Consider the following 13,477-nt stretch of genomic DNA (forward strand, 5'->3'; position numbering starts at 1 on the left):
CCCGGTCCAGCTGTCCCGGCTGCTGGCCGCCGTCCCCTCCGCCCCGGCGCTGCCCCGCGATCCCGGCGCCGTGCTGGTGGTCGTCGGCCTGCCGGAGGACGCGCTCCGGGTCGCCGAACTGCTCGTGCTCCGGCACACCGGCGGCGGCACCGTGGTCCGGGCGGGCGATCTGGACCCGTCGGCAGGTCGGCGCACCACGTCGGCCGCGCGCACCACGGTGGAGCTGGAGGCCGCCCGCCGACTCGCCAGCCCTGCGGCGGCGGCCCGCTGGCGCTCGCAGCTGGATCCGCACGCCGAGCTCACCGTGGTCGCCGTCGGGGTCACCGCGGGCCGCAACCGGGAGTCGGCCGCGGCCGACCTGATCGTCGCGCTCGACCCGACCCAGCTGTGGGCGGTCGCCGACGCACGCTCCAAGCCCCGCGACTGCATTCGCTGGCTCGCCGCGGTCGGTGCCGGACGCCGGGTCGACGCGCTCGCGGTCACCGGCCTGTTCGACACCAGCGAGCCCGGCACGGTCCTCGGCCTGCCGGTCCCGGTCGCCTGGATCGACGGCGTCCCCGCGTCCCGGATGGCCTGGGCCGCCGCCCTCGGCGAACACCTGCCGGACGGCACCGACTGGGGCTGAGCGGACCCCCGCCCGCCCTGCGCGCGCTCCTCGCCCATCCTCAGCGCCGAGAAGCCACTCTCCGTCGGACATCTCGCCCGCGCAGCGACAGCATGTGGATTCTCGGTGTGCCGCCGCCCGCAGGATCGGCCGAGTTCCAGCGGGTGGGCGGAGATGGCTCCGGGGGGATCGACAGGTAGGGTCGGCGGCATGCTGGTGCTGAGCAGGCGGGTCGGGGAGCGACTCGTGATCGGGGACGACATCGTCGTGACCGTGATCGAGGTGCGCAGCGACGGGGTCCGCCTCGGCATCGACGCCCCGCGGTCGGTCGCCGTGCACCGCGCGGAGGTCCTGGAGGCCGTCACCGCCGCGAACGTCGCCGCGACCACCGCGGACGACGACGAGGCCGCGGAGTCCCTGCGCAGCCTGCTGGCCCCGCGGTCCGACGGCGCGCAGAGCGACGACCCGCAGACCGGATCCGACCAGGCCGACGAGCCGCAGGCCGACGCCGTGCAGACGGCCGATCACCCGCAGGCCGGGGCCGATCCGGCCGATGCCGCACCCACGGCGGACCCGCAGCAGTCGACGGAGAACCGGCAGCCCCCGAGCGGCGACTCCCGGCGACCCTCCGCGCCGCGCCCGGGCCCGCGCCCGCCGCGCCGCTGAGCGGACCACACCGCGCCCGTCTCGGGTGATCCCGACCTGCCCGATCGGCCACGCCCGTCCCGGCACGCCGCCCGGCACGCCGGCCCGTGGACGTTCACCCGGCTGCTCGGCCGCCTGACCTCCCGAATGCCTCACGCACCGCCGCCCCCGGCCGATGTGCACCCCTGACGGGGAATCCCGGAGGAGGCAGACGTGGAGGACATGGACGAGATCGTCCGCGAGTTCCTGGTGGAGAGCCACGAGAACCTGGACCAGCTGGACCAGGACCTGGTGGCACTCGAGAGCGAGCCCGGTTCACGGGCCCTCATCGCCAGTGTGTTCAGGACGATTCACACCATCAAGGGGACCAGTGGGTTCCTGGCGTTCTCGAACCTGGAGCGGGTCGCCCATGCGGGCGAGAACCTCCTGGTCGAGCTGCGCGACGGACGACGCTCGATGGATCAGCCGACCACCGACGTGCTGCTGCGTCTGGTCGACACCATCCGCGACATCCTGCGCTCGATCGAGGCCGAGGGCGGTGAGGGTGCCGTGCAGGTCGATCCGGTGATCGCCGCGATCGAGGCCGTGCAGGCCCGTGACCCGCAGGCCGAGGACGAGCCCGCGCCGGTCACGGAGGAGCCGGTGGTCGTCGAGGCGACCCAGATCATCCAGGCCGCGGCCGAGCCGGAGCCCGCACCCGAGCCGGAGCCCGCTCCCGCACCCGTGGTCGCGGCACCGGTCGCCCAGGCACCCGCCCCGGCACCCGCGCCCGCTCCGGTCCCGGCACCCGCCGCCGCGCACCCGGACGAGGTCGGCGCCCTGCGCACCGGCGCGGCCGACGCGTCGATCCGGGTGGACGTGGACCTGCTCGACGCCCTGATGCGTCAGGTCGGCGAGCTCGTGCTGGCCCGCAACCAGATCAGCCGGCTCGCCTCCGGCACCGAGGACGTCGACCTCGCCCGTTCCGCGCAGCGCCTCAACCTGATCGCGGGGGAGCTGCAGGAGGGCGTGATGAAGACCCGGATGCAGCCGATCGAGCACGTCTGGTCGAAGATGCCCCGGATCGTGCGCGACCTGGCGGCGGTCTGCCACCGCGAGGTGAAGCTGGAGCTGTCCGGCGGTGACACCGAGCTGGACCGCAGCCTCCTGGAGGCCGTGAAGGACCCGCTGACCCACCTGGTCCGCAACGCCGTCGACCACGGCATCGAGTCCGCCGAGGACCGGATCGCGGTCGGCAAGCCCGGCAAGGGTGAGCTGGCGCTGCGGGCGTACCACGCCTCCGGTCAGGTCGTGGTGGAGGTCGCCGACGACGGCCGGGGCATCGACCCGGAGAAGATCGGCGCCAAGGCCGTCCAGCGCGGTCTGCGCACCCAGGCCCAGGTCGAGGCGATGAGCCCGTCGGACCTCCTGCAGCTGCTGTTCCTGCCCGGCTTCTCCACCGCGGAGGCCGTCACCAACGTCTCCGGCCGTGGGGTCGGGATGGACGTGGTGCGGACCAAGATCGAGGCCATCGGCGGCGCCGTCGAGGTCGACTCGGTGGTCGGCCGCGGCACCACCTGGCGCCTGCGCATCCCGCTGACCCTGGCGATCATGCCCGCGCTGACCGTCGAGTGCGCCGGTGACCTCTACGCGATCCCGCAGGTGAACTTGCTGGAGCTGGTGGCCCTGGACTCGCAGCGGTCGGAGTCCGGCATCGAGCACATCCACGAGGCCCCGGTGTACCGCCTGCGCGGCGAGCTGCTGCCGCTGGTCTCGCTGTCCACCGTGCTGGAGGTGCCCGACCACAGCGACGCCCAGGTGATCGCGGTGGTGCAGTCCGACCACCAGCGGTTCGGTCTGCTGGTCGACCGGGTGCTGAACACCGAGGAGATCGTGGTCAAGCCGCTGTCCGCCCGGCTCAAGGCGATCGGCGCCTACGCCGGTGCGACCGTGCTCGGCGACGGCCATGTGGCCCTGATCCTGGACGTGCAGGCGATCGCCCGTCGTGCCCTGGCCGGTGAGCTGGAGCTCGCCGCGCGGGAGGCGCACGCCGCGGCGACCGCGGCCGAGGCGCACGACCTGGAGCAGGTGCTGGTGGTCGGCATCGGCGGTGGCCGTCAGGTCGCGATGCCGCTGGCGTCGGTGGCCAGGCTGGAGCACGTGCGCGCCGACCAGGTCGAGTGGGTGGGCGGCCGCGAGGTCGTCCAGTACCGCGGCACCATCCTGCCGCTGGCCCGGCTGGACCGGATCCTCGGGGCCTACGGCGAGGAGGAGTCCTCCGAACTGCTCCTGGTGGTCTACTCGCGGGCCGGTCGCAGCGTCGGCCTGGTGGTGCGGGAGATCGTGGACATCGTCGACGACGACTCCGCCCGGCACTCCGACATCGAGGACGCCGGCCTGGTCGGCTCCACGGTGCTCGGCGACCGGGTCACCGAGCTGCTGGACGTGCGCCGGGCGATCCTGGCCGCGGACGCCGCGTTCTACGACGAGCGGGTCGAGGCCGCGGTGCTGCCGACCCAGTTCACCGCTGACGACCTGGTGGGAGTGGCCCGATGAGCCAGTACGTGACCTTCACGCTCGGCGGCAGCCTGTACGGGGTGAACGTCACCCGCGTGCAGGAGGCGCTGCGCTCGCACACCCGCACCCGGGTCCCGCTGGCCCCGCCCGGCGTCGCCGGACTGGTGAACCTGCGCGGCCAGGTCGTGCTCACCGTGGACCTGCGCCCGAAGCTGGGCCTGGCCCCGCTGGGCGAGGACGCCGAGCCGATGATGGTCGTGGTCCAGGTCGACGGTGAGCCGGTCAGCCTGCTCGTCGACGAGATCGGCGACGTGATGGAGGTCGGCCCCGACTCCTTCGAGGCCCCGCCGGAGACGCTGGACGCCGACCTGCGGCCGTTGATCCTGGGTGCGCACAAGCTCGACGGCCGACTGCTGCTGGTGCTGGACGTCGACCAGGCCACCGCGGCCTGAGCCGGCTCGTCCGAGGGCGGGCACCCCCACCGGGGTGCCCGCCCTCGGTGCGTTCTCACCCGGCGGTTCCCTCACACCCGCCACGATCGCGCCGATCGATCAGCGCACAGGCGTTTTCCGAGGAAGGACCGCTCCCATGCCGACAGCGACGTCGACCACGACCGCGCGCATCCCGACCCAGCGCGCCGCCGACCCGTCGGAGGGCGTCGCGGGAGCTCCGCGGCCGTCGCGCCGGGGCACCGCCTGGTTCACCGACCGGGGCGTGCGCACCAAGATCCTGCTGCTGCTGGCCCTGCTGGCGGTGGTCTCCGTCGTGATCGGCACGGTGGCGGCCTCGCGGCTGCACGCGCTCGCCGCCTCCACCGCTCAGGTGACCACGGTCAGCCAGGACGTGATCGCCCCGCTGGCCGTGGTGCACCAGGAGGAGATCAAAGCCCGGATGCTGATCGCCCAGGCCGCCGCGATCCCGACCACCACCCAGGCCGAGCAGGACGAGGCGCTGGACAAGATCGCCGCCACCGACGCCGACCTGCAGGCCGCGGCCGACGCGTTCACCGCGGGGATCGGCGACACCGTGGTGCCCGGCTGGTCCGACTTCCAGGACGCGTGGGCCAGCTGGACCCAGGTCCGCGACGACGCCCTGGTCCCGGCGGCGTTCGGCGACGACTCGGCGGTGTTCGACCAGGTCAGCGACGAGCAGTCCCAGCCGGTGATCGAGGACATGATCGCCGCCCTGGAGCAGGCCGAGCAGTCCGCCCAGGCGTACCTGACCACGGTCTCGGACCAGGCCGAGCACTCCGCCTCGACCGCGACCCGCCTGCTGCTCACCCTGCTGGTGGTCGGCATCGGTCTGGTCGCCGCCGTCGGTCTGCTGATCGCCGGGATCATCCGCCGTCAGGTCCGTGAGGTGCAGCGCGCGATCGTGGCGATGGCCGACGGTGACCTGACCGTCACCCCGCGGGTGGACAGCGACGACGAGCTCGGCCAGATGTCCCGGTCGCTGGCGGCCGCCCAGCAGACCCTGCGCGAGACCATCTCCGGTGTGGTCGGCACCGCCCGGACCGTGGCCGCCGCCGCGGAGCAGCTGTCCGTCGCTTCGCACCAGGTGGTCGCCGGATCCGACGAGACCTCGGCCCAGGCCGGCGTGGTCGCCGCGGCAGCCGAGCAGGTGTCGCGCAACGTGCAGACCGTGGCTGCCGGGGCTGAGGAGATGGGTGCCTCCATCCGGGAGATCGCCCAGAACGCCTCCCAGGCCGCCAAGGTCGCCGGGCAGGCCACCGAGGTCGCGGTCGCCACCAACGACCAGGTCTCCCGGCTCGGCGAGTCCAGCCAGGAGATCGGCAACGTGGTCAAGGCGATCACCTCGATCGCCGAGCAGACCAACCTGCTGGCCCTGAACGCCACCATCGAGGCGGCGCGTGCGGGGGAGGCGGGCAAGGGCTTCGCCGTGGTCGCCGGTGAGGTGAAGGAGCTGGCCCAGGAGACGGCGAAGGCCACCGAGGACATCGTCCGGCGGGTGGAGGCGATCCAGGCGGAGACCGGTGCCGCGGTCACCGCGATCGGGGAGATCGGCCACATCATCGAGTCGATCAACGACTACCAGCTGACCATCGCCAGCGCGGTGGAGGAGCAGACCGCGACGACGACCGAGATGTCCCGGAGCGTGGCCGAGGCGGCCACCGGATCCGGCGAGATCGCCACCAACATCGTCGGTGTCGCGTCCGCGGCCTCCACCTCCAGCCAGACCCTGATCCAGATGGGCGACTCGATCGCCGAGCTGGCCCGGATGTCGGAGGACCTGCGCGACCGGGTGGCGCGGTTCACCTACTGACCCGGTGTGGCGACCGGCGGAGCACGGCCCGTCGCCCCACCGCACCAGCTCGCGTAGGTTGCCCCCATGAGCGACGGCCCGCTGATGCTGCTGGACACCGCGTCCCTGTACTTCCGCGCCTACTACGGCGTCCCCGACTCGGTGAAGGCCCCGGACGGCACCCCGGTGAACGCGGTGCGCGGGCTGCTGGACATGATCGCCCGCCTGGTCGCCGACCATCGCCCGGCCCGGCTGGCCGCCTGCTGGGACGAGGACTGGCGGCCCGCGTTCCGGGTCGAGGCCATCCCGTCCTACAAGGCGCACCGGGTGGCCACCGGCTCGACGGACGCCGAGGAGGTGCCGGACACCCTCGCCCCGCAGGTGCCGGTGATCGCGGAGGTGCTGGCCGCCCTCGGCATCGCCCGGGCCGGTGCACCCGGGTACGAGGCGGACGACGTGATCGGCACGCTGACCGCGCGGGAGTCCGGCCACGGTCCGGTGCTCGTGGTGACCGGTGACCGCGACCTGTTCCAGCTGGTCGACGACGACGCGCCGGTCCGGGTGCTCTACACGATCCGCGGGATCAAGGACATCGAGCAGGTCGACACCGCCCGGCTGACCGAGCGCTATGCGGTGGCCTCCGGCGCCGCCTACGCGGACATGGCGGTGCTGCGCGGGGACCCGAGCGACGGGCTGCCCGGGGTCGCCGGGATCGGGGAGAAGACCGCCGCCGCCCTGCTGACCCGGTACGGGGATCTGGCGACGCTGCTCGCCGCCCGGGACGCCGGGGACCCGGGTCTGACCGCGACCCAGCGCCGCCGGCTGACCGAGGCCGCCGACTACCTGGCGGTCGCACCCGGTGTCGTGCGGGTGGCCGACGACGCCCCGGTGGTGCTGGCCCCGCGTCGGGGTGGCTCGGACACTCTGGACCTGCCCCGGGAGCCCGCCGACCCGGAGGCACTGGTCGACCTCACCGAGCGCTGGGGACTGGAGTCGTCGGTCCGGCGCGTGCTGACCGCCCTCGCCCGGCGCTGAGGACGTCGATCGAGAGCGCACGAAGGCCGGCCCCACGGTGCCGGAGGCACGCGGTCGTGCACTCTCGGGCCGGCCGGGACCCGGACGCAGCACGAGGCCGGCCCGGTATCGCACCGGGCCGGCCTCGTGGGCTGAGGGGACGAGCGGGTCAGCGGACCCGCAGCACCCCGATGGTGAGCGTCGGCGTGTACCCGCCGTCACCGGTGTAGATCGCGGTCACCGTGGTGGTCCGGCTGACCGCCGGGAGGGTGATCTCCGCCGTGCCGTCGGTCAGTGCGACCGCGGGCAGCGCCCGCAGACCGACCAGCACGGTGACCTTCCCGCCCGCCGCCGGGGCACCGGCCGGGCCGGTGACCGTGACGGTGACCGTCGGTGTCGACCCCTTGGCCACGGTCCAGCTCTCGGTGTCGACCGAGATCCGCGGCACCACGGGGGTGACCTTGTAGGTCGCCTTGGCCGACTCCGACCCCGCCACGTCGGCGTTGCCGGTGTAGACCGCGGTGAGCCGGTGCGATCCGGCCTTCAGGTCCCGGGGCAGCGGGATCGTGGCCGTGGCGGTGGTGCCGTCGGCGGCCGACAGCTCGCCGCTGGCCAGCACCGTGCCGCCCTCGCGGATCTCCACCGTCCCGCCCGGCACCGCGGACCGCCCGGTGACCGTGACCGTCGCCGACACCTCGTCGCCGTAGCGGCCGGAGCCCTTGGACAGGGTCAGCGCGGTGGACGAGCCGCTCTGCGCGACGTCCACGGTGACCGGTGCGCTGGTCGACCCGGCGTACGCCCCGGTGTCCGGGACGAACTCCGCGACCAGGCTGTGCGCCCCGCCGCCGAGCCCGACCGCGACCTGGGCGGTGCCACCGGAGACCGGCGCGGTGGCCAGCTCGGTCTCACCCTCCAGGAACCGCACGGTGCCGGTGGCCTCGGCCGGGGCGACCGTGGCCGTGAGCCGGATGTCCTCCCCGACCTTCGGGTGCCGCGACGCGGTGAGCGTGGTGCTGGTCTCGATCGGCGCCGGCACGGTCACGTCCACCACCTGGGCCCGGGAGGCCGGGTCGGCGTTGTGGCTGTGCAGCACCAGCAGCTGCCCGTCGGTCGCGGTGGCCGAACGGTGCACCGCGATCTGGGTCTGGTCCGCGCCCTGGTACCAGAGCGCGTCGGTGACCCCGGCGTCGAACCAGTACGGCGGGTCGAACGCGTCGACCGTGAACGGGTCGGCCACGTCCACCTGACCGGAGTCGTCGGCGGCGTAGTCCGAGGCGGTCCACACCGTGGCGGTCGGCGTGGCGCCCGGCTCCAGGCCGAGTGCGGCGATCGACACCGGGGCGACCAGCACCGAGTTGTCGAACACCGTGGTGTCCACGTCGCCGAAGTACCCGTTCACCGCCTGGATGTCGAGGGTCTCGTCGGTGGCGTAGTCGTAGGTGACCGCGACCGTGACATCCGTGGCCGAGGACAGCTTCTGCACCACGGTCTGCGCGTCGGTGGCCCCGTCACCGTCGATGTCCCAGTCGATCACCGGGCGCACCGCCTGGCCGAGGGTGGCCCACTCGCCGTCCACCGCGATGCCGACGCCCAGGTAGCCGTCCGCCGGGTCACCGCCCGCCGCCGCCTGCTGCGGAGCGGTCGAGGCCCAGCCGACCCACCGGATGTCACCGGAGGCCACCGCGGAGTCGGAGGTGACGAAGCCGGGGATCTCCGGCAGTTCGTCGCTGGTCGCGCCCAGCACCAGCGGTGCGACCAGGGAGGTCCAGCCGCCGGAGTCGACGCCGCGGCCGGAGAGGGTCAGCGCGGCCTCGGTGGCACCGGCGTCCGCGAAGGACACCGCACCGGCGGACAGCTCGCTGACCAGACGCGGTGCGGCCTGCACCGGCACCCGCAGCTCGCCGGTGACGCCGCCGGTCAGCACCAGCCGACCGGACAGCGACGCCACGTACTCCCGGGGCACCCCGCCTTGCTCGGTCGCCTGGGTCGGGTCGATCTCCCGCTCCAGGGTGGCCGGGTCGGCGGTGAGGGTCAGCGTGACCTCGGCCTCGCCACCGGCCGGGACCTGCACGGTGCTCGGCGAGGTGGTGATGGTCGCCCCGCCGGTGGTGGTCGCCGCGGCGAAGGAGGTGCCGTAGGACACGGCCTCCGACCCGGTGTTCTGCAGGGTGACCGTCCTGCTCGCGGTCACGGTCTCCGCGCCGACGTCCACCACGCCGAAGGTCACCGACACCTGGTCGGGGTCCTCGGTGGCGTAGGCGAGCACCGGATCGGTGACCGCGTTGACCGCGTCCACCCGGCCGGAGCCGACCCGCTGCGGGCCGTAGGCGTCGCCGGTCTGGTTGATGCCGGTCCACACGTCGTGGGTCGCGGTGTTCATGATCGCGGCCTTGACCTGCGCCGGGGTCCACTCGGGGTGGGTGGCCCGGACCAGTGCGCCGATGCCCGCCACGTGCGGGGAGGACATCGAGGTGCCGGACAGCGAGTGCGCGGCTGCGCCGGTGCCGGAGGCGGCGGAGAAGATCAGCGTGCCCGGGGCGGCGACGTCCGGCTTGATGATGCCGAGCGAACCGTGCGCGCCACGGGAGGACCCGGGGTTCAGCGCGTCACCGGCCTCGTCCGCCTGGGTGCTGGCGGCCAGCGAGGGGCCGATGTGCGCGACCACGCCACCGGCCTGGATCGCGGGCAGCAGCGCGTCGGTGGAGGCGGCGGTGAGCTGCGCGCCCGGCAGGGTCGCGTTGCCCGCGATCCCGGCGGAGAACACCGTGTTCTCGGTTCCGATCAGCACACCGACCGCACCGGCGGCCTCGGCGTTGTTCCAGCGTGCGGCCGAGCCGCAGGCGCGGGTGGCGTCGTCGTCGTCCCACCACAGGTACACGATCGTCCCGGCGATCGACGGGTCGAGCGGCGTGCAGCCGTCCACCTGGTCCCCGGGGTAGCTCACCGGCGCGGTCACGTCCGCCCCGGTGTAGGCGATCGAGTTCTGCGCGGCGTACAGCGTGCCGTCGGCGGTCTCCACCGCGTCGTAGGTCTGCGGGCTGCCGACCGAGTTGGCCACGGTCAGGCCCGAGGCCGCGCTGCCGGGCGACCCGGCGACGTCGGTGATGTCGGAGGAGTTGCCGGCCGACAGCACCGCCAGGGTGCCCAGGTCGGACAGCCGGTCGATCAGCAGGTTGTCCGGGTCGTCCGACGGGGTCGCCGAGGCGCCCAGCGACAGGTTGATCACGTCCAGGTGGTCGGAGAAGTCGCCGTCGCCGTCCGGGTCGGCGGCCCAGTCCAGGGCGAGCCCGGTCAGGTCGGTCGACCCGCCGATGTCACCGAAGACCTTGAGCGCGTACAGTCCTGCCTCGGGTGCCGACCCCGGTCCGACCTCCCAGTCGGACAGGTCGGAGAGGGTGGAGTAGTCCCCGTCGAAGGTGGTGCCGTCCGGCTGCACGCCGTAGCCCGCCGCCGTCCCGGCCACGTGCGTGCCGTGCCCGGAGTTGTCCGAGGTGTAGAGGCTGTCGATCGGGTTCTCGTCCGGCGTCGGGGTCAGGGTCGCGCCCGGCAGCACCGAGTTCGGGTCCGCGTCGTACAGCGGTCCGGCGAAGTCGTACCCGCCGAGGTACTTGTCCGGGTCGACGAGCCCGTCCGGCACCGGGCCGGTGCCGTCCTCGCCGTAGGCCTGCGCGTAGGCCTCCTCGGTGCCCGGTCCGCCGAAGTCGGCGTGGGTGTAGTCCAGCCCGGTGTCGATCACGCCGATCCGGACGCCCGCACCGGTCTGCCCGGAGTCCTGCCAGACCTGCAGCGCCCGGGTGAAGGCGTCGGTGCTGGAGTTGTCCGCGGTCTTGGTGGTGACCCGGTAGATCGCGACCACGTCGTCGGAGGCGGCCAGGTCCCGGACCTGCGCGGCGTCCCCGGTGACCAGCGTGCCGGACACCAGGTTCGACAGGGTGGCGATCCGCTGCGGGGCCGCGGTGGCGGAGCGCGCGCTCGCCTGCGCCTGCGGCACGACCTGCTCGGCGACCTGCTCCACCTCCGTGGTGGCCTGCTGCACGGCGGCGGTGTCGCCGCCGGACTCGGCCACGTCCAGGCCGGAGGGGGAGTCCAGCTGCACGAAGGCGGTGACCCGGCCCTCGGCCTGCGCCAGGTCGTTCGTGACCTTGTCGGCGAGGGCGTCCAGCGGGCCGTCCGGGGCGATCGGATCACCGGCGGCGGTGCTGCCCGGTGGGCTCGCCGGGACGGTGCCGACCGCCGTGCTCGTGACGGCGGAGGTGAGGGTCAGGGTGAGCAGCGCGAGGGCCGATACGGCGGCGCGCAGGGGTCGACGGGACATCGTGCTCCGTTCTCCAGCAGGACCGGGTGGTCAGCCGTGACCCGGGTCACGATGTGAGCTGACTGTGCGTCAGAGTAGAGATGTCCGGGCGATTCGTCACTGTTCCTGGCGATTTTGCTCTGATCCGGGCCCAGCGGAGGCGGGCCGGTCCTCACGACTTCTTCGCATCTCGGTGACATCGGATCCGCGGAATGCCGAGGGTCGTCTGCCTAGCCTCGTCCGCGTGGTTGACGATCTGCCCGGAACGCGGCGCTCGACCCGCTCCCGGCAGGACGGAGCGGTGCGCGCCGAGGTGACCGAGACCCCCGCCCCGACGACCCCTGCTCCGACGATCCCCGCGCTGACGACCCCCGCACCGCCGGCCGCGGGCTCCCGCCGTGCGCTGCGCGCCTCCGGTGCCCTCGACCTGACCCGCGCCGAGCGTCGCGCCCTGCGGCACCGTGGTCGTACCGGCTCCTCCCCGCTCGCGGTCGGCACGCGGGTGGCCAAGGGCGCCGTCGCGGTCGGGCTGGCCTTCGGCGTCGGCGGCTTCGCGATCGCCAGCGAGCGGGGGAACCGGCAGAGCGTCGAGGTCGCGCCCCAGCACCCGGTGCTCACCCCCGCCGCGGTGCAGGAGCGTCAGGTCGCGGTCGAGCTCGCCGCCAGCACCGCGGCCGCCGCGGACGACGCCCGGGCCGCCGCGCAGGCGTCCACCGTCGCCGAGGAGCAGGTCGCCCCGCTCACCGAGGCCATCGCGCGGCTCGACTCGATCCTGGCCGCGACCCAGCAGGCGCAGCCCGCCGTGACCCAGCTCGCGCCGGTGGCGCTGGAGAACACCGCGCAGGTGGTGGTCACGCCGACCACCGACGCGCTGAACCCGACCGCGGGTCTGGCCACGCCCGAGGTGGAGGCCACCGCGTCCCCGAGCGCCGAGGCGACCACGGAGGCCACCACGGGGGCGCTGCCCACCGCCACCGATCCCGCCGCGGCCCAGCTCCTGACCGCGGCCGAGCGCGTCGACACCCTGACCGAGCAGATCCGGGTCGTCACCGAGCAGGCCGACCAGGCCGCCGCCGAGGAGGCCGCCCGGGTCGCCGCGGAGCAGGAGGCCCAGCAGGCCGCGGCGCTCGCGGCGGCCGCCGCCGAGGCCGAGCGCAAGGCGGCTCAGGCCGCATCCCTGGACGCCTACGCGAACGGGAAGATCCCGTCCTCCGCACTGTGCGGTCTGTCCTTCGCCAACGGCCACGAGCTGCGCTGCGACGCCGCCGAGGCGCTGGAAGCCCTGAACACCGCCTACCGCGCGGAGTTCGGCACCGACCTGACGATCACCGACTCCTATCGGTCCTACGCCGCGCAGGTCGCCTGCCAGGCGGCCAAGGGCAGCCTGTGCGCCACGCCGGGCACCTCCAACCACGGCACCGGCACCGCGGTCGACTTCGGTGGGACGTTGTCCGGATTCGGCAGCACCGGCCACGACTGGCTGCTGGCCCACGCCCCGGAGTTCGGCTGGGACCTGCCGTCCTGGGCCCGGGCGAACGGATCGAAGCCGGAGCCGTGGCACTGGGAGTTCACCGCCTGACCCTGCGTGCTGCCACGGGTGCCGCTCCGGGGTATCCCGAGGAGTGCCGATCGGCGGCCCGGACCGCTTCCTAGCGTCCAGGCATGGTCACTCGTCCTCCGCGTCCCCTCCGCCACGTGCGTGCCGCGCTCACCGTGGCGATGGTCGGTGTCCTGGGAGGATCGCTCGCGGTGGACGCCGCGCCGCGCGGCCGCGCCCTGAGTGCGGTCGCCGAGACCCCGGTGCGCTCGGTCGCCGCCCCCGCGGTCGCGCAGGCTCGCCTCGACGCGCTGGCCCTCGCCTCGGCCGCGACCCTCCGGGCGGGGGAGGCCCGCGACGCCGCCGCGCACTCGGCCGTGCACGCCGCCGACCTCGATGCGGCGCTGGCCGAGCTGCACCGCGCCGTGGCGCTGAGCCGGCGGTGGCAGCCCGCGCTGGTCCAGCTCACGCCGTCCCGCCCCGCGCGCCGCACGCCCCTGCCGGCCCGGGTGCCGGTGCCGACGGTGCCGACGACGCCTGTGGTGACGGAGCCGACCGCCGCGGCCGATCCGACGCGACCCGATGCCGCCACGACGGAGGCCACGACGCCCGACCCGACGACGGC

Annotated in this window: 8 protein-coding genes and 1 pseudogene; 8 read left to right on the forward strand and 1 reads right to left on the reverse strand. The window is 74.2% G+C overall.

The annotated features are described in order from the left end of the window. The 6 genes from OGL89_RS15840 to OGL89_RS15865 all read left to right on the forward strand — a co-directional run. Positions 1 to 625: hypothetical protein (locus OGL89_RS15840; protein ID WP_263121136.1), on the forward strand; the 625-nt coding region annotated here is incomplete at its 5' end. A 189-nt stretch (positions 626 to 814) separates the two neighbouring features. Beyond that, a complete protein-coding gene (gene csrA / locus OGL89_RS15845; protein ID WP_263121137.1) occupies positions 815 to 1,270 on the forward strand; it encodes a carbon storage regulator CsrA in 456 nt (151 codons plus the stop codon). Positions 1,271 to 1,471: 201 nt separating this feature from the next. Next, entirely contained in the window at positions 1,472 to 3,784 is a 2,313-nt protein-coding gene (locus OGL89_RS15850) for a chemotaxis protein CheA (protein ID WP_263121143.1), read from the forward strand. Continuing rightward, positions 3,781 to 4,197, forward strand: a complete 417-nt coding sequence (locus OGL89_RS15855; protein ID WP_263121138.1) for a chemotaxis protein CheW — start codon at positions 3,781 to 3,783, stop codon at positions 4,195 to 4,197. The genes OGL89_RS15850 and OGL89_RS15855 overlap by 4 nt, the downstream gene beginning before the upstream one ends. A 136-nt stretch (positions 4,198 to 4,333) precedes the next feature. Further along, the gene (locus OGL89_RS15860; protein WP_263121139.1) at positions 4,334 to 6,028 is read left to right on the forward strand and encodes a methyl-accepting chemotaxis protein; all 1,695 of its coding nucleotides are present in this window, start codon (positions 4,334 to 4,336) and stop codon (positions 6,026 to 6,028) included. A 66-nt stretch (positions 6,029 to 6,094) separates the two neighbouring features. Then, positions 6,095 to 7,042 (forward strand): 5'-3' exonuclease, encoded by a 948-nt coding sequence (locus OGL89_RS15865; protein ID WP_263121140.1) that lies wholly within the window; start codon positions 6,095 to 6,097, stop codon positions 7,040 to 7,042. 148 nt (positions 7,043 to 7,190) lie between these two features. Here OGL89_RS15865 and OGL89_RS15870 read toward each other — a convergent pair whose 3' ends face one another. Next, positions 7,191 to 11,336: a S8 family serine peptidase gene (locus tag OGL89_RS15870; RefSeq protein ID WP_263121141.1), complete on the reverse strand. Its 4,146-nt coding sequence runs from the start codon at positions 11,334 to 11,336 to the stop codon at positions 7,191 to 7,193. Between the two features lie 223 nt (positions 11,337 to 11,559). On the opposite strand from OGL89_RS15870, the gene OGL89_RS17240 reads away from it, so the two are divergent. Then, positions 11,560 to 12,894 (forward strand): D-alanyl-D-alanine carboxypeptidase family protein, encoded by a 1,335-nt coding sequence (locus OGL89_RS17240; RefSeq protein WP_263121142.1) that lies wholly within the window; start codon positions 11,560 to 11,562, stop codon positions 12,892 to 12,894. Positions 12,895 to 12,977: 83 nt separating this feature from the next. Continuing rightward, positions 12,978 to 13,477: pseudogene (locus OGL89_RS15880) on the forward strand (hypothetical protein); the annotation flags it as partial.

The organism is Cellulomonas sp. RIT-PI-Y, assembly GCF_025642745.1.
In the GTDB taxonomy this organism is placed as follows: Bacteria; Actinomycetota; Actinomycetes; order Actinomycetales; family Cellulomonadaceae; genus Cellulomonas.